Source organism: Actinomycetota bacterium, assembly GCA_041658565.1.
GTDB lineage: Bacteria > Actinomycetota > AC-67 > AC-67 > AC-67 > JBAZZY01.
Window position 1 is genome coordinate 163270 of the sequence record JBAZZY010000001.1, and the last position, 17431, is coordinate 180700.

Sequence of the window (17431 nt, forward strand, 5' to 3'; positions counted from 1 at the left end):
TGGTCGCTTATGCCGGCGCTATTCGCAGAACAGCGGTGCCAACGGAGCTCCAAGGTCACCGAGACCGTCGGCGCTGCCGGGAATCGCGCATCCCGGGACCGGATCGCTGACGGCTTTGCCTGTCCCGTCATCGCCCGTGGGTTCCTCGACGACCGGCGGAGCCTTCGGCGAGACGATCGAGGCCCTCGACGACGTGCGAGCCTCTCCCAAAACCCCGACGCCGACCCCGTCCGAACCTAGACTGATCCCTGTCGCCGACATCTCAACCGCGGGCTCCGGCGCCTGCGCAGCGATCGTCGCCCCGCCGAGTGCTCGCGCCACGGCAGCCTCGATCTCGCGTGTTGCTGCGATTGCGTCGTCGACAGCCGCGCGCGCGCCCATCGGCAGATCCAACGCAGCCATCCCGTTTCCGGTCGCACCGGCGATAACCGCCAACGCGCGCAGGATCGCGGGGTCGACGGTGTTCCCGAGCACCAGATCGTTCGCCTTGCGCAAGTCAACGCCGACCTCCGACGCCGTCGCTGCGATCAAGTTCGCGTCTTCGTCGAGCGCAACCAGTTGCGCGATCTCGTCGGCTCGGCGCTGCGCGAGGCGCGCGTACGCCAATCCATCCTGAACCACGTTTCCGGCAAAGGTGATCTGAACCTGCTCGACGGCTTTCTTGATGCCGTAGAAGGGACTGCCCGGCAGCGAAGATGCCGCCGCCGCCAGCGGGTAAGCCGCAAGCGAAGCTGCCGCCACCGCGGCTGCGATCCCGCGACGCACCACCATGCGACGACGCGGCATGCGCACGATGTCGGCCCGACGGACGATCTCGTCTGCGGGAGTCGGAGGAATCGAGGAAACCAACGTCAGGCGCCGAGGAGCATGCTGTTCCTGCAAGCCCTCGGTCATCAAGCGTGCTTCCAGCGCCGCGGCGAACCCCTCGTCGATCTCGGGCTCCGGCATCGACGCGAGCACGCCGGTCAAGGCGATCAGCGACACGACATCGTCGCGCGCCGGTTCGCGTCCTTCAAGCGCGAGCGCCAAGGCCTGCTCTTCCCCCATTCGTGCACTCATCGGTCACCTTCCGCTACGCCAAAACGAGCGGCCTCCGATTCCGTTCGGCCCTCTCCGCGACCATTTGACGCCATTCGCACCCCGTCGGGGCGAATCGCTGCGTCGGTCAGGTCAACTACGCCGTCTTTGACCAGCAGCTTCTGCAGCGCCTTAAGCCCGCGGAACTGCAAGGTTCGGACGGTCCCTTCTTTCTTCCCAAGCGCCGCAGCAACGGCTCCAACCTCCATGCCCTGAATGAAGCGCATCGTGATGACGTCGCGCTGGTCGGGGCTGAGGCGGCGAATCGCCGAGTAGACCCCCTGATTAGTTAGGTTCGCCATCGCGGCCGACTCGGTCGAATGCTCTTCGTGTGTCGCGCGTTCAGGCATCTCGTCGTTGAGGATCTCGAACCGCGCTCGGCTGGACTTCGCGTTGTCGAGCACCAAGTTCCGAGCAATCCGCAACAGCCAGGACCCGAAGTCCGCTCCCGTCCAGTTGAAGTCGCCGATCTTGCGCAACGCCCGCACAAAAACCTCGGCCGTCATGTCTTCGGCGACTGCCCGATTGGAGTTCATGCGGTAGTAGATGAACTTGTAGACCGTCGGCAAGTAGTTGCGGTACAAGGCCGCAAAGGCTGCGCGATCTCCTGCCTTGGCCGCGGCAACCAGTTCGGGGATCTCCGGGGGGGTTGCGCTGACCTCGACCGCCAGACCGGCGGGCGACGCGACGGCCAGCGGCGGGCCCTGTGGCTCCGGGCTCTGGCCTGTCGGTTCCAGCTCTGGCTTCATCCTCTGTCCCAACGGTCTCGCTGGGAGACCGCCCCTCAGTGTTCCCCGGTCCCTCAACCGGAGGATTCGCCGGCGAACCGGCTTCTCCTTCCCAAACGAAGCCCCGTGCCGGTTTGTTACGCGGCATCCGAGATTTCTCGCGGAAGGGCATCGGGGCGCTCCGGGCGTTTTGCCGTGTTTCGCCGAAGCCGGTACCGGATTCCCGTGATCGCCGGAAGGAAATCACCCCGCGGAACGGCACAGAGGGGCGATGAGGGAGGACCGGGGAAAGGGAACTTATGGAGTGAGCAGACCCAGGATGCTCTCGCGCGCAAGCTCAGCGGCTACGACCGCGGAGAGTCCGCTGGGGTCCAGCGCCGGCGCGAGTTCGAGGAAGTCGATTCCGACGACGCGAAGTCCCGCCAGGCCGAGCAAGGACTCGCGAAGATCCCGGTACGAGGCTCCGGCAGGCTCAGGCGTGCCTGTGCCCGGCAAGATACTCGGGTCGAGCACGTCCAAATCCACGCTTACGAACACCGGGCGCCCGGAGATCGACTCGCGCGCGCCCGGCGGAAGATCGACGCGGTCCGACCATCCGGTCAGCATTCCGTCTGCGTCTGCGTACTCCTCGCGAGTTCCCGAGCGCACCCCCAGCAACCACGTCGAACCCGTCAGGCTGAGGTGCCGCGTGGTGCACGCGTGCGAGAACTCGGTGCCGTCGTAGGACGCGCGCATGTCCATATGAGCGTCGTACACAACATGCACGAGATCTGCGTGCGCGGCGCGCAACCCGCGCGCAGTTCCGATCGACACGGAGTGGTCCCCGCCGAACGTCACCACGAGGCGACCGCGCCGCGTCAGCGCCTCAGTCGTCTGCGCAATGCGATCCATGAGTCGAGCGCCTTCGAGTCCCGTCACGTCCAGATCGCCGGCGTCGGCGAAGTCGATGTCACCAAGGTCCCGGCCGGTACGCGGCGAGTAACTTTCTATCGAGTCCGAAGCGTGGCGAACCTCGATAGGCCCTGCAGCCGCGCCGGACCGATACGACACGCTGCCGTCGTACGGAACGCCGTGGATCAGGACGTCGGCCGGCCGGCCGTCGTCGGGCCTAGATTCGAGGAACAACGCGGCGATTCTCCTCTGGGGATCGCCCCCAGGTGTGCGGTGGCCCGTGCGGAGAAACAACGGCTTCGGCGACTGCGGACAGGTCGAAGGCACCCCGCTGCAAGGCCGGAGTCCAGTAGCGCGTAACCAATCCGCGCGCGGACGCCCGCTCGGCGGCTGCGTCGGCATCGAGATCGAGGCTCTCTCCGGCCATCACGAAACTCCAACACGCCCCGGGGTAGGTCGGGATGGTGCAGGTGTAGGCGCGCACGTCGGGAAACGCAGTGCGCGCGTGACGATGCGCTCGGTGCATCTCGTCCTGTTGGAACATCGGCGAGCCCGACTGCGCCGCCAGCACGCCGCCGGGACGAAGGCGCGCCGCTGCCGTCCCATAGAACTCCGGAGTAAACAGGCCCTCCCCGGGTCCGACCGGGTCCGACGAGTCCACGAGAATTACATCAAACGTTTCGTCGGAGTCGCGCACGAATGCAATTCCATCGGTGAAGCGGACATCGGCGCGCGGATCTTCCAGAGCCTCTCCGGCGATCGATGACATCCACTCGCGGCATAGCTGCGTCACGCGCTCATCGATCTCAACCATCACTGCGCGCTCGACGCTCGGATGCATCAACACATGACGCAGCGTCCCACCGTCTCCGCCGCCGATCACCAAGACCGACCGCGGGGCTTCCACGGACAGCATCGGTACATGCGCAAGCATCTCGTGGTAGATGAACTCATCGCGCTCAGTGGTCTGGACAAGTCCATCGAGCACGAGGATGCGCCCGAAGGTTTCATTACCCCAGATCTCTATGCGCTGAAACCGCGAATGTTCCGACGTAACGAGGTCGCCCTCATAGGTGTAGAAGAACCCCGGAGATACTTCCTCGGCGAACCTCAAACGACCAGACCGCGCTTCACCTCGACGACCTGCATGGTCTTCGGGGAGAAGTACTTCTTGAGCATGTCGAGGCCCGCATCGAAGTCCATGTGGGGACCGCACGTGAACATGTCCACTGCGGCGTACCCGTACTCGGGCCAAGTGTGGATCGTGACGTGCGACTCCGCGATGATGCACACGCCGGAGTACCCGCCGTTCGGGAACGGGATGACGCGCGTATCCAGCAGTGTTCCCCCGGTCGCGTTCACGGTTTGGATCAGCGCTTCCTCGCCGATCTCGGGATTATCCAGATTATCGGCTTCCCACAATTCGATGAGAAAATGCCGCCCTAGCGCGTTCATCTCGTCACCTCCTCCACAACACCGCAGCCGCGATCGCAGATCCGATCCGCTCCACGGTGTGCTCGGCCGTCGCGAAGTAGAGCTCGAACGGTTCCATGCCGCGAACACGCATGCCTTCCTCGACCATCAAGCGCGTGCGGGCTTCGATTTCCTCCGCCGTCTCGATCCCGGATGCCTCCATGAGGACACCGCCGCGCGGGGTCCAGCCCACGCCGATACAAGCGGCGATGGTTTGTCCGGGAACGTTGCTGACCGCCTTCGCGTACGCGGCGGGCGTGAGAGCGCCCATCGGAAGGTCGGGAAGCGGAGACATCGAGGCGCCGGGAGGAACGATGCTGCTCACGCGGATGAGGTTGACGTCCCCAATCCCGGCCTTACGTAGCGCGTTATCAAACGCTGTTAGTTCTGAGTCGCCTTCAGCGGCTCCTGAAGCAAGACACACAAACTTCGGCTGCTCGTACATCCCACCCCTCTCTCGCACCCCGCACACTCGGCGGGCCAGCATGACGGCGCGCGGCCACTCCGGACCGCGCGACGGATCTTTTGTAACCCAGGTTGGGCCCTCGCGCAAATATGTTTGGACGCCAGCGGACATGGTGTCCGTTTGGTGCACCTGATAGGACAGCTCTTGAACCTTCGTGCAGAAGTCGAGCGTCTAGTCGAAATCCCAAAGGGTCTGACGGGGTCCCCTGAGACGGGTCCATGAACCATGAGAGTCCGACTGCCACAATGTGGCGAAGGAGTTCGAGAACCACCACCCCGGGAGGGAACATGGCCGCCCTCGTCTGCGCTCGTAGCCCGGGTGAAGACCCCGGGCTGACGGTCAGTCGGTGGCGATCATCGTCGGTGCGATCTGCTCGCACTCGCCGCGGATCTCGTTGGCGGGACCGACGGCCACGATCAGCAGCCTGTCCGGGTCGAGGTGCGCGCGCGCAGCCTCGTTCGCTTGCTGCCGCGTCACCGCACCGATGCGTTCCGGATAGGCCTGCAGATCCTGGTCCGGCAGCCCGTAGATCGCAAGGTCGGCCACGGCGCCGGCGATCGCGCCGGTGGTCTCGAAGCGCAGCGGGAACGCGCCGCGCAGGGAATCGAGAGAAGCTTCGTGCTCGGTGTCCGTGAGGCCTTCATCGCGGAAGGTCCGAAGAATCTGCAGCGTCTCCCGGATCGCCTCGGGTGCCTTCGGGGCTTGCACCGGCGCGGTCATCCGGAACGGCCCCGCAGCGCGTCGCGGCTCGAAACCTGCGCGCGCACCGTAGGTCAGCCCGAACTCCTCGCGAAGCCGTTGGTTGATCCGGGAGGTGAACGAGCCGCCGAGGATGTAGGAGGCTACGCGGATCGCATCGAGGTCCGGGTGCGTGCGTTCGATGCCGCGATGCCCGATCACGAGGTTCGTCTGCACTGAGCCGGGGCGATCCAAGAGCACGATCCGGGTCGCGTCGATCGCCGAGGTCGTGGTCGGCACCTTGCGACCGGTCTCCGGACGCGTGAACGAGCCGAACGCGAGGCCAGCCTGCTCGAGCACCCAAGCGGGTTCGACGTCTCCTGCGACGACGAGCGTCGCCGAGCCGGGGGAGACCATGTGCTCGTGCGCGGCGACGAGGTCCTCGCGACGAATCGCAGCGACGGTCTCGGCGGTGCCGCGGATCGCACGGGAGTACACCGAGTCCCGCGTATAGGCGTGCTTCGGGAACTCCTGTGTAGCGCGGTTCGCGGGGTTCGCCTTCTCCTGCTCGATCTGCACGAGCCGTTCGCGCTTGATTCGCCCGAAGCCGTCGGCCGGCACCGACGGCGTCCACGCGGCCTCGGCGAGCAACGCGAGCGACTCGCCGAGGCGGGATCGCGGTGCGGTCAGCGACAGCGTGAGGGCATCCCAGCTCGTGCTCGCCGACAGCTGCATGCCGAGCGACTCACACGCGTCGGCGAACGCCGAGGCGTCGCGACGCTGCGTGCCTTCGTTGAAGGCTCGTGCGAGCAGGCTCGAGACGCCCTCGACCTCGTCGAAGGTCGCGCCTGCGTCTAGCACGAGCTCCGCAGCGCATAGCGTCTTGCCCGGCAGCGGGATCGTCGCGATCTGCACGCCGTTGTCGAGGTGCGCGCGATGGATCTGCGGGAAGTCCCAGCGGCGTGCGGGACCGGGAGCGGGAAGCGGGTTCACTTCGCCTCCGGGATGAACGTGAGGGTGATGCGGTTCGAGGGATCGAACCAGGTGCGGGAAGCCTTGGCGATCTGCTCGCCAGTGACCGCCAGCATCGCCGGCAGCCGCTCGTTGAGCGCTCCCGGATCGCCGAACACCTGCGCGTGCTCGCTCAACCCGTCGGCACGCTCCAAGCATCGCTGGAAGACGGTCTCGGTCACCTGCCGTTCGGTGAGCGCGTGGACGCGGTCGAGCTCTTCGTTGCCGGGAGGATCGCTCGCGAGCGACGCGACCTGCTCCTCGAAGGCCGCTTCGGCGTCCTCCAGTGTCGTCCCCGGCTTCGGGGTGACGAAGCCGACAACGACCGAGCTACCCGTGAGCGGCCACGGCTCGAAGGTCGCGTCCTGGCACAGCTGCCGATCGCGAACGAGGTTCTTGTAGAGCCGCGTGGAGCGGCCCGATGCGAGCACGTTCGCGGCTATCGCGATCGTGTCGTACATCGGATCGTCCGCGGCGGGAGCCTTGTACCCGAAGAACACGCGCGGCAACGGCGCGAGCTTGTCTCGGAACGTGTCGCGTCCGCCGAGCCCGCCGGGTGCGCTCGACGCGTCGGGGCTCGCCGGGATCGACGGGTTCGGTTCGATCCAGCCGAAGTGCCTCTCGGCGAGCGCGAAGCCGTCCTCGACCTCGACGTCGCCGACGATCGAGAGCACGCCGTTGTTCGGCGCATAGAAGGTATTGAAGAACCCGATGCAGTCCTCGACCGTGGCCGCAGACAGGTCCTCCATTGAACCGATCATCGAGTGGTGGTATGGATGGCCCTCGGGGAACAGCCGCGCTTGCATCTTCTCGAGCCAGCTCCCGTAGGGCTGATTGTCAGAGCCCTGCCGACGCTCGTTCTTGACGACGTCCCGCTGGTTGTCCACGTTCTCTTGGTTGATCGCCTCGGGAAGCGTCGCGAGCCGGTCGGCTTCGAGCCACAACAGCGTCTCAAGGTGCTCGGCTGGCGCCCACTCGAAGTAGTTCGTGCGATGCCACCACGTTGAGGCGTTCAACTCGCCGCCGAGCTTCTGGATCGTCTCGAAGTGCTGGCCCTTCTTGACGTTGCGGGAGCCTTGGAACATCACGTGCTCGAACAGGTGCGCGAGTCCGGTGCGTCCCGGCTGCTCGTCGCGGCTGCCGACCCCGTACCAGATCGCGATCGCGGTGAGCGGCACGCTGCGATCCGGTGCGACGATCACCCGCATCCCGTTGCCGAGGGTGCACTCCTCGAACGACACCGAAGGGAGCGCGCTTCGATCCATGCGATCCCCCATTAACGAGGTTTTGGTGCGGGTGAGAGGACTTGAACCTCCACGGGGTTACCCCCACATGGCCCTCAACCATGCCTGTCTGCCTATTCCAGCACACCCGCTCAACTGCGAGGATACTCGCCCCTCGCCGGTCGCTCGCCCTCGCAGGCACCACACGACCGGGGCAAAGAATACCAACTCCTCCGCCGCATGCTCGCAGCGCGTCTAGGCGCGCGCGATCCAGATACGCGAGCCGTCGAACACGCCTGAGCCGTCCTGTGAGAATTGTCGGACTCGCGGCGCTACCGCTGTGCGATTCCGGAAGAACACGATCGGAGCGAGCGGCATGAGCGCCAGTGCCCTCGCCTCGGCCCGACGATACAGATCCAGCCGAGCCTGCTCGCGCTTCTCCTTGCGGGCCGCGTCCACGAGCGCGTCGAACCGAGCGTCGGAGAACCCCGTGGAATTGTTCAGCGATCCGGTACGCAGTTGCTGAACCAGAAAACCGTCGGGCGAGGACACCGGGGACAGCCACCCCAGTTCCGCCAGGTCGTGTTTTCCCTGCTCGAGCAGCGCCAGATACTCCCTTGACGAATGCCCGCGCAGTTTCGTCGCGAAGCCGATTCCAGTGAGATCGTTGGCGACGGTCCGCGCCACCTGCCGGCTGGAATCGTCGTTCAAGTGGTCGATGGCGATGGTCGGCCTCTTAGATCCAAACGCCGCGCGAACTGCAGCGCGTGCCGCGTCCCGGTTAAGAGCACAGTACCTGCAAGCTTCCTTCGCGAACCCCCGCACGCCTTCAGGAAGCAGGCCCGTCGCCGCATCTTTGGTGTTTCCGTACACAGTCTCCGCGATCGAGCGGCGATCGATCGCCTGCGATATTGCCCTTCGCACGGCAGGATCCCGGTACTTGGTCAGCCGCAGGTTGAAACCAAACGACAGCGTAGCCCACATGGGGGTGAATCCCCCCTCCCCATAACTTCCGCGCGCGGCAGCCACCGCAGAGGCCGGCACATCCGCGACGTCGACCTCGCCGCCAAGGAACAGTCGCCACCCATCCTCGGCGGTCGACACCACGCGAAACTCGATCCCATCGAGGTATGGAGTCGGAGAGTAAGTGTCGTTTCGAACCAAGGAAACTCGTGTCTTCGAGGCCAATCGGACGCGGAAGGGGCCGTTGGTTACCGGCGCCGTGGCGAGTCCTCGTACGGACTTGCCGTACCGATGCATCGGAATGGGGCCAAGGGCGGGGTGCGACAGGTAGTACGGAAGCTCGGCGAATGGGCGTTCAGTGCGAATCGTCAGCACCTGATCGGTCGGAGCCTTGACTCCCGACAGGCCCGAGGCCGCCCCCTCAACGTGTGCTTCGCTAAACCCGCGAACCGATTCGAGTTGAAACGCCGCCTCGGAAGCGGTCGCGCGGCGCGCGATCCGATCGAACGCGAACTTGAAATCCCTAGCGCGCACGGGCCGGCCATCGGTATACGTAGCCGGGGCAATCCGGAATTTCCAGGTGAGTCCGTCGTCGGAGACCGACCATGATCGAGCCGCGGCCGGCCGGATCTTGTTGGTGGTCGAATCGACCGCGGTCAGGGAATCGTAGATCTGCGCCATCACGCCAAGGGCGCCCTTGCTCGTGGCCCTCGCCGGGTCGAGCGATTCGAGATCTCGAACCGCCACCGCAAGGGTCTCGCCGGGAACAGGTCGTTCGGAAGCAGGGCCGGGTCGTCGGACCGAACAGCTCCCTGCGATCAGCGAGAGGACCGCGAGCAGGACGACGGCCGCGCGTCGGCGCACGGCTACTGGAAACGGAAGTGCAGCAGGACCGTCGTGATGGTGAAGACGAGCGAAGCGATGACCGTGAGCCGGTCGAGGTTCTTCTCAGCCACCGACGACCCTCCGACCCCCATCCCGCCGCCGAACATGTCCGACAGCCCGCCGCCGCGACCAGCATGCAGCAAGACGAACATAATCAGCACCATCGACGCGATGATGTGCACGATCGTGATGGCCAGGGTCACAGCGCCTCCGTTTCGATATTGGCGCGGCATCTTACCATTGCCGGCACCGAGGGTCAGGACGCGGAAGCGGCAGGGGCTTGCGGCCCGACCCACACGTTCGCCGGATCCCCCGCGACCCACATGGGGGCCGGCACGTACCCCGACAGGCGATTGGATAGTCCGACAAGGTCCGCAGGCCAATACAGCGGCACCACGACCGCCGAGCGCAGGACCGCAGTCTCCGCGACTCGCCATGCTTCGGCTGCCGCGGATCCCGCGACGGCGCGGGCACTCCGTATTTCGTTGGATGCCGCATCGTCCCCGGAGTACGCCAAGACGCCCTTCAGCACGCCCGCTCCGGCAAGTCCCGGGAAGTCGGCGCACCACGTCGCGATCCCCATCGGCGCGGCCCCGTCCCGCTCGTAATACCGGCGGTGCAAAGTCCCGGCGCCGACGACCTTGACCCTGACGCGGATACCGGCGCGCGCCAACGACGCACGCACCGCTCCAGCTTCGCGACGGTCTCGGGCCGAATCCCCAACCACGAGCGTCGTCGAGAACCCGTCCGTCAGTCCCGCAGCCTGCAGTGATGCGCGTGCGCCCTGCAAGTCCTCGGGTATCTCCGCCGCACCGCCGTGGCCCGTCACCAGGGCAGGCAAGATCCGAACCGCCGCCGAAGCCTCCGCGGGTGTGATGCGCGCGCGCCGCACCAGTGCCGCGATCCCGCGCCGCACGTGCGTGGAGCCGAACGGCCGCGACGAGACGTTCATGAACAGGTATCGCACGCACCCGGCGCGCGCCCTGGGGAAACACAGGAGCGCCCGCATCGGGCGGTCCTTGGTCGGCGACCAGATCCGCCTCCCCCGCGGCGACCAACTTCCCAGCCTGATCGGCGGCGACGTTCATTCGCGCTTCAATCCGGTCCACGTAGGCCGCGCGAACTGAGTCCGAGATCGCCGACCACGCAGGATTGCGTTCAAGTACGAGCGAACGCTCGGGGGCGTACGAAGCAACGCGATACGGACCGGCACCGGCGATCTTCGCGGGGTTCGAAGTCCCCGACCGCGGCGTCTCGGCGGGGATGATCGAAAGTTGCGGGTGAGCAAGGACGGAGAGCAGATCCGCAGCAGGGCGACTCAACCTGATGCGAACCGCCCCCAGCTTTGATACTGAAAGCCCGACCACATGCTCTGTGTGGCCTGCCGCGAATGCCGGCGCCCCGGCGACCACGTCCAACCCTGAAGCGATGTCCCCGCCTGCCCGCAGCGCGCGCGTGAGGCTGGCAATCACATCCGCTCCGGTCACAGCCCTCGATGCCGGGGCTCCAAAGCGGACATCCTCGCGAAGCCGGAAGACGTACACCAAGCCGTCGTCGGACATGGTCGGCTCCGCAGCGGCCAGATCCGGGACCGGGCGCGCGCCGGAGGGGTACTGGGTGTAGGGGAAGGCCATCAGTCCCCGGTGGAGCGCGCGCGCCACGAACCACGACCCAGGACGGCCCGCCCGGTGAGGATCCAGCGAATCCACGTCCTCTGCGAACAGAACCCGCAGAACCCCACCGCGCACAGGCTCCGGCCCCCTGACAACGGGCGGACGCGGCGGACTCGCAGTGCATGCGACCAGCAGGATGCCGGCGAGCACTGCGCTACCGCGCGTCGGAATCGTCCGGGTCCGCAAGTGGATAGTGGCAGGCGGCAAACTGACCCTGACGGTGCGGGAGCAGTTCAGGCTCCACCTGACGACATCGGGGGAATTGGGCTTTCGGGCAGCGCGGGTGGAAGCGGCATCCCGACGGCGGATCTATCGGCGACGGTACGTCGCCTTCCAAAATGATGCGCTGCTTTCGCGCCGCCAAGCGTGGGTCCGGCACCGGAACCGCCGAGAGCAAGGCTCCCGTGTACGGGTGGCGCGGGTGCGCGTAGAGGGTGTCCCCCGACGCCATTTCGACGATCTTGCCCAGGTACATCACTGCGACTCGGTTGCTCATGTGCTTCACGACCGACAGGTCGTGCGCGATGAACAAGTACGTAAGGTTGAACTCGCGCTGAATATCTTCCAGCAGATTCAGAACCTGCGCCTGCACCGAGACATCGAGCGCAGACACGGGTTCGTCGGCGACGATCAAGCGCGGGCGCAGCGCGAGCGCGCGCGCGACCCCGATTCGCTGTCGCTGTCCACCGGAGAACTCGTGGGGGAACCGGTTGTAGTGCTCGGGGTTGAGTCCGACCAACTCCATCAATTGCTGAACTTCGCCGATGATTCCAGCGCGCGGCACGCTGCGGTGGATGCGCATCGGCTCCGCGATGATCGAGCCCACGGACTTGCGAGGGTTCAAACACGCATAGGGATCCTGAAACACCATCTGCATGTCTTTGCGAAAAGGGCGCATGTCCCTGCGCGACAAGCGGGTGATGTCCTTCCCGTCGAAAATCACACTGCCCGAGGTAGCGTCCATCAGTCGCATGATGAGTCGCGCCGTCGTGGACTTCCCGCACCCGGTCTCGCCGACGAGGCCGACCGTCTCGCCGGGGTAGATGTCGAGATCGACTCCGTCAACGGCGTGGACGTTGCCGATCCGCTTCTGGAAGATGAGTCCCCGCGTCACCGGAAAGTACTTCGTTACACCGACCAAGCGCACCAACGGCGTCCGAATCTCTCCGGCAGCGTCGCTCACGGGTTCGCGAACCTCGACGCTCATGCTCGCCGAGCCACCTCCTCGCGAAACACACGCTTCTTGTCCTCCATCGGCAGGAGGCAAGCCGAGCTGTGTCCGGCTTCTTCCTCGACAAGCGGCGGCATCTCTCGATCGCACCCCTCGAAGCGGTATGGGCAACGCGGGTGAAACGCACACCCCGGCGGCACGAAGATCAGAGAAGGTGGGCTGCCTTCGATCGGACGCAGACGCGCGCGCTTGTCATCAAGGCGGCTGATCGATTGGAGCAGCCCCCACGTGTACGGGTGGTGCGACGCGTAGTAGATGTCGTCGCGTATCCCCGACTCCACGATCTTGCCGGCGTACATGACCTGCACGCGGTCGGCGTGCTCGGCGACCACGCCGAGGTCGTGGGTGATCATGACGATCGCCGTCCCGAACTCCCCTCGCAACCGATCAATCAGGTCGAGAATCTGCGCTTGGACGGTGACGTCAAGTGCCGTCGTCGGCTCATCGGCGATCAGCACTCCTGGGCCGAGCACCAAGCCCATCGCGATCATTGCACGCTGACGCATTCCTCCGGAGAATTCGTGGGGATACTGCCGCGCGCGATCCTCCGGCTCGGAGATCCCGACGTCGCGCAGCATCTCAACGGCGCGCGCGCGCGCCTGCGCCTTCGGAACATCCTCGTGCGCCAGGATTGCCTCAGCGATTTGCCAGCCGACGCGGTAGAACGGATGCAGCGAACTCATCGGGTCCTGAAAGATCATTGCGATTCCCCGTCCGCGGACCTCTCGCATCTCGTCCACCGATACCTCAAGCAGATTGCGCCCGCGGAAGATGATCTCCCCCTCGATGACCGCGTGCTTGCGCGTGATCAGCCCCATCACCGTCAAGAAGGTGACGCTCTTGCCGGACCCCGACTCCCCAACAACCCCGAGTCGCTCGCCGGCCTCGAGCGAAAAGCTCACGCCATCCACCGCCTTCACGATCCCGTCGGGCGTCGGGAAGTGGACGCGAAGGTCACGCACATCCAGCAGCGGGCCCGTCATTCGTATCTCACTCTCGGGTCGACGTATGCGTAGACAACGTCAACAACCAGGGTGAAAAACGTGATGGCGAACGCACCGAACATCGTTACGGCAAGTACCACCGGAAGATCACCGCGGTAGACGGCGTTGATCGTGTACGGGCCGAGTCCGGGAATATTGAACACGGTTTCTGTGATGATTGCGCCCCCCAGCAAACTGCCGAAGTCCAGACCGAACAGCGTCACGATCGGCGTCAACGAGGCCCGAAGGCCGTGCTTAATCACGACCCGGCGCTCACTTAACCCCTTCGCGCGCGCCGTGCGGATGTAGTCCTCGCTCATCACCTCGATCATGTTTCCACGCACAATGCGGGCGTAGAACGCCGCATACAGCAAGGCCAAGACCAGCCACGCGAGCCAGAAGTGGCCGAACCAGGCCGCCGGAGACGTGGCGAAGGGAACGTAGCCGGTACCCAGACTGATGCCGAGTTTGCGCCAGAAGATGAACAGTCCGATCAAGCCGAGCCAGAACACTGGGGCCGAAACTCCGAACAGCGCAAAACCCATCGCAGCGCGATCCGCGAGCGAGCGGCGTTTCAGCGCCGAGATGATGCCGATCGGAATCCCCAGCAAGAGCCACGTCGCGGCGGCGCCCATCGCAAGTTGCGCCGTGACCCAGGCGCGCGGGACGACGCTGGCGCGAATGGCTGTGCGCGTGGCAAACGAGAACCCAAGACCCGGCCACCCATACTGATCGCCGAGGAAGAACCGTTTCACAAACAAGAAATACTGCACGTGCAGCGGCCGGTTTAGACCGAACGTATTCCTGACGGCATCGAGCGTCTCCTGCGTCGGGGCCTTCCCCGCGAACGAAACGGCGGGGTCGGTAGGGGGCATGACGTAGAAGATCGTGAAAGTGATGAGCGTAATGACGAACAGCACGAAGATGAGCCAGAGCACCCGTCGGATGATGTATCGGAGCATCTAGATCACCTTCTCCGTCCCCGCCCTCGCGCCACCTGAGCCGTGTAGGGCGAGGCCGCTGACGCGGCCTCGCCCTACACTCAAACGCCCTGCTGAATCTCTAAAACCCTCGACTACTTTTGCTTCGCTGGGTCGACCCCCATGTGGGCGAAGGACGGGAACGTCGCGAAGGCGTCGAAGGTCCAGTTGGTGACCGCCTCGCTCACGATGTGCGTCGCCCGCGACCAACGCCACGGGATCCACGGGGCGATCTCGTTCATGATCTTCTTATCGAGATTCGCCCAGCAGTCGAGGCGCTCGCTGCCCGACAACGCAGTGCATGCAGTTACGTCCGCATCGACATTCGGAACACCGTCGGCGGGGTAACTGGTCTTCAACTTCGTTGCCTGGTCCTTCCCGAGGCCGACGAGCGAGAGATTGACGTTCCCGGCATCTCCGACGCCCTTAGCCGTAAACAGCGGCTCCACATAGGTGATCGCGTCGGCCCAGTCCTTCCCCCAGCCGGCGCCGGAGGTGAACGGAACCTTCTTGCTCGGAGTCCCTGCTTCTCCATAGAAGCTGGCGACTTCTACGGTCTTCAACTCGATGCCGATCTTCTTCATCGAAGCCTCGATGAACGGCGCCATGTCGGGGAACGGGGGCGTGTTGCGGGTCACGTGCGTCACGTTCTTGCACGCAGCTGCTTCACAAATGCCGTCACCGTTGGCGTCGTACTTCGACTGCTTCATCTCCGCCTTGGCCTTCTCGAGGTCCCCGGCGTGGTTCGGGCTCGCGTACGGGTCGAACTCGCCCACAGCCAGCCGGCCCTGGAGGATGTCGGGCGGGATGATGTGCTCGGCGGGGATGCCCTTCAAACTGCCGCCGATAGCCCGAATCAAGGCCTGCTTGTCCATGATGAAGTTAGCTGCTTTGCGAACGTGCACGTCGTCAAACGGCGGCTCAGTCAGGTTCATCGTCAGATACCAAACCGAGTCGTCCGGTTCTACGTGCAAGAACGGCTTAAGCGCGTCGGTCGTCGAGTACTTCTGCAACACGGCCGGAGGAACCGCCGCGATGCCGTAGTCGACTTCGCCCGCTTCGATCTTCGCGTAGATGTCGTCCGCGTTGGTGTTCAGCGTGATCTCGAAGCGATCAGGCAGCGCCGAGCGCACGTCCTTGCTGTCCGTCGAAGCGTCGTAGCTCGGGTTCCGGACCAGGAACATGTGCTTCTCGAAGTCGAACCCCGAAGGCTTCGCGGCCTTGAGCTTGTCGCAACTCGAGATGTCGAGTTTGTCAGAACCCTCGATCATGTACGGCCCCGAAGAGACGAAGTACTGCCCGTACTCGAGCGCCTGCGTGAAGCAACTCGCGACCTCGCGTGGCACCGGACCCGTCGCGGGCATGGCTACACGGAAATCGAAGTCGCCGGCAGCCTTGGTCAGCTCGAAGACGATGGTGCTGTCGTCGGGCGTCGTGATACCCGAGATCGTGGTCGCCTTCTTGTCGTTGAAGTCCTGCATGCCCTTGATCAGGCCGAGGTAGTAGTTGGAGTACCCTCCGGCAGCCGAGGAAATCGCCGCCGTGCCCAGGCGTTCGAAGGCGTATGCGACATCCTTCGACGTCACATCACGGTTCACCGGTGGGGCGAACTTCACTCCCGACTTCAACTTGTAGGTGTACTTCGTTCCACCTTCCGCGACCGTCGGGGCTCCCGAAGCAAGATCCGGCAGAGGAACGTTTCCTCCCTTGGCGGCAGACAAGTGGTTGTAGTTCATGAGCGGCCGCATCAGCAGGTCCGAGAACATCGAGAACGTCACCTGGTAGTACTCAATGACTGGGTCGAACCCGCCGCCCGAGCCCTGCCAAGGGAGTTCGTCAGCCTGGATTCGGAACGTTCCGCCCTTCTCGGCGCCGGCGGACGGCCCCTCACCCGAACTGCACGCCGCAGCCACGAGTGCCACCGTGACCAGCAGCACACCAAGCGTCAATCGGTTTCTTCGCATCATGCCCCCTTGGGCTCGTGCGCCGTTGTCGGCGGCGCGCCTGCTCCTCACTGTTTCCCCTCTTCTCTCCCTCCCGGACATCCTAAGACCACGAGTCCACTCTCTCCGTCAGGCTCGTTCGGTCCGCGGGTCGAGCGCGTCCCGCAATCCGTCTCCCAGCAAGTTGAAGGCGAGCGTCGTCATGAACAGGAACAGCCCGGGGAAGAACATTAGCCACCAGGCCACTTCGAAGATGCGAGTCGCGTCGGAGATCATCCGTCCCCACGAAGGAATCGACTGCGGTACTCCAAGTCCAAGATACGAGAGCGCAGCCTCGAACAGGATGTTCGAGGGCACGATCAAAGTCGAGTAGATGATGATCGGTGCAAACAGATTCGGCAGCACCTCGCGAAACATGATCCGTATGTTGCCGGCGCCAAGCGAGCGAGACGCCTCGATGAACTCGCGCTCGCGCAGCGAGAACGTCTGCCCGCGAATGATGCGCGCGATGTACGTCCAACTGAACAAAGCGATGATGAAGACCACCAGACTGAGGCCGGGGCGAATTACTCCACCCAGGCACCCTTCCTTCGATACCGAACACGCAGCCGCGATGCCGATCGCGAATAGCAGCAACGGCATCGCCAACACGATGTCGATGATTCGCGACACCAGCGTGTCTACCCAGCCGCGGAAGTACCCGGCGATCACGCCGAGGGTAATGCCGATAGTCATTGCGATTCCGGTCGCGAAGACCGCCACGAGCAAGGATGTACGAAGACCGTAGATCGTGCGCACGAAGACGTCTCGCCCAACGGTATCGGCGCCGAACCAGAACCGACTGTTCGGACCTCTGGGCAATCCGAACTCGTTTGTCATCTCTTGCTGAAACAGATCGTTCGGGCCGTGATGAATGATCTTGTCGGCGACGAAAGGCGCCGCAATCGCCAGACCCACCAGGCACAGCAAGAACACCGCTGCTCCTAGAGCCACCCGGTCGCGACGGAAGCGCAGCCAGAACAACTGCGACGGCGACCGCCCTTCGACCTGGTCCTGCGCGGTCGGCGCCATCAGCGTCGCCCGCGCTCGGGGATCAACGCTTGCCATTCGATCCCTCCGAATGGGGGTCACTCAAACACCACTCAAACCGGCAGATCACGGCCGCAGCCTAATGCTGCCAGGTTTCCCTGGCAAGGGATTCCGGAGCGTTTGGCCTGGTCAGAGGC

16 protein-coding genes and 1 tRNA gene are annotated in these 17431 nt (G+C 64.7%); all 17 read right to left on the reverse strand.

The window, feature by feature from the left end; genetic code table 11:
• Positions 1 to 18 precede the first annotated feature (18 nt).
• The gene (locus tag WDA27_00855; GenBank protein MFA5889496.1) at positions 19 to 1059 is read right to left on the reverse strand and encodes a DUF5667 domain-containing protein; all 1041 of its coding nucleotides are present in this window, start codon (positions 1057 to 1059) and stop codon (positions 19 to 21) included.
• A complete protein-coding gene (locus tag WDA27_00860; protein MFA5889497.1) occupies positions 1056 to 1826 on the reverse strand; it encodes a sigma-70 family RNA polymerase sigma factor in 771 nt (256 codons plus the stop codon). Before WDA27_00860 ends, WDA27_00855 begins: the two co-directional genes overlap by 4 nt.
• A gap of 276 nt (positions 1827 to 2102) precedes the next feature.
• Positions 2103 to 2930 carry an agmatinase gene (gene speB, locus WDA27_00865; GenBank protein MFA5889498.1) on the reverse strand — a complete coding sequence of 276 codons (828 nt, stop codon included), beginning with the start codon at positions 2928 to 2930 and terminating at the stop codon, positions 2103 to 2105.
• Positions 2914 to 3810: a polyamine aminopropyltransferase gene (gene speE / locus WDA27_00870; GenBank protein ID MFA5889499.1), complete on the reverse strand. Its 897-nt coding sequence runs from the start codon at positions 3808 to 3810 to the stop codon at positions 2914 to 2916. Before speE ends, speB begins: the two co-directional genes overlap by 17 nt.
• Entirely contained in the window at positions 3807 to 4151 is a 345-nt protein-coding gene (gene speD / locus WDA27_00875; protein MFA5889500.1) for an adenosylmethionine decarboxylase, read from the reverse strand. Before speD ends, speE begins: the two co-directional genes overlap by 4 nt.
• A 4-nt stretch (positions 4152 to 4155) precedes the next feature.
• Positions 4156 to 4614 carry an arginine decarboxylase, pyruvoyl-dependent gene (locus WDA27_00880; protein MFA5889501.1) on the reverse strand — a complete coding sequence of 153 codons (459 nt, stop codon included), beginning with the start codon at positions 4612 to 4614 and terminating at the stop codon, positions 4156 to 4158.
• Positions 4615 to 4974: 360 nt separating this feature from the next.
• On the reverse strand, positions 4975 to 6306 hold the full coding sequence (locus WDA27_00885) for a pitrilysin family protein (protein MFA5889502.1): 1332 nt from the start codon (positions 6304 to 6306) through the stop codon (positions 4975 to 4977).
• Positions 6303 to 7589 (reverse strand): pitrilysin family protein, encoded by a 1287-nt coding sequence (locus WDA27_00890; protein MFA5889503.1) that lies wholly within the window; start codon positions 7587 to 7589, stop codon positions 6303 to 6305. Before WDA27_00890 ends, WDA27_00885 begins: the two co-directional genes overlap by 4 nt.
• A gap of 23 nt (positions 7590 to 7612) precedes the next feature.
• Positions 7613 to 7699: transfer RNA gene (locus WDA27_00895), tRNA-Leu, on the reverse strand.
• A gap of 103 nt (positions 7700 to 7802) precedes the next feature.
• Positions 7803 to 9374 (reverse strand): peptide ABC transporter substrate-binding protein, encoded by a 1572-nt coding sequence (locus WDA27_00900; GenBank protein MFA5889504.1) that lies wholly within the window; start codon positions 9372 to 9374, stop codon positions 7803 to 7805.
• A 2-nt stretch (positions 9375 to 9376) separates the two neighbouring features.
• Entirely contained in the window at positions 9377 to 9628 is a 252-nt protein-coding gene (secG, locus tag WDA27_00905) for a preprotein translocase subunit SecG (GenBank protein ID MFA5889505.1), read from the reverse strand.
• 23 nt (positions 9629 to 9651) lie between these two features.
• Positions 9652 to 10404, reverse strand: a complete 753-nt coding sequence (locus WDA27_00910) for an ABC transporter substrate-binding protein (protein MFA5889506.1) — start codon at positions 10402 to 10404, stop codon at positions 9652 to 9654.
• Between the two features lie 818 nt (positions 10405 to 11222).
• Complete coding sequence (locus tag WDA27_00915; protein MFA5889507.1) at positions 11223 to 12275, reverse strand: oligopeptide/dipeptide ABC transporter ATP-binding protein; 1053 nt, start codon at positions 12273 to 12275, stop codon at positions 11223 to 11225.
• Positions 12272 to 13282 carry an ABC transporter ATP-binding protein gene (locus WDA27_00920; protein ID MFA5889508.1) on the reverse strand — a complete coding sequence of 337 codons (1011 nt, stop codon included), beginning with the start codon at positions 13280 to 13282 and terminating at the stop codon, positions 12272 to 12274. The genes WDA27_00915 and WDA27_00920 overlap by 4 nt, the downstream gene beginning before the upstream one ends.
• A complete protein-coding gene (locus tag WDA27_00925) occupies positions 13279 to 14244 on the reverse strand; it encodes an ABC transporter permease (GenBank protein ID MFA5889509.1) in 966 nt (321 codons plus the stop codon). Before WDA27_00925 ends, WDA27_00920 begins: the two co-directional genes overlap by 4 nt.
• 113 nt (positions 14245 to 14357) lie before the next feature.
• Complete coding sequence (locus WDA27_00930; GenBank protein MFA5889510.1) at positions 14358 to 16229, reverse strand: ABC transporter substrate-binding protein; 1872 nt, start codon at positions 16227 to 16229, stop codon at positions 14358 to 14360.
• Between the two features lie 105 nt (positions 16230 to 16334).
• Complete coding sequence (locus WDA27_00935; protein MFA5889511.1) at positions 16335 to 17312, reverse strand: ABC transporter permease; 978 nt, start codon at positions 17310 to 17312, stop codon at positions 16335 to 16337.
• Positions 17313 to 17431 lie beyond the last annotated feature (119 nt).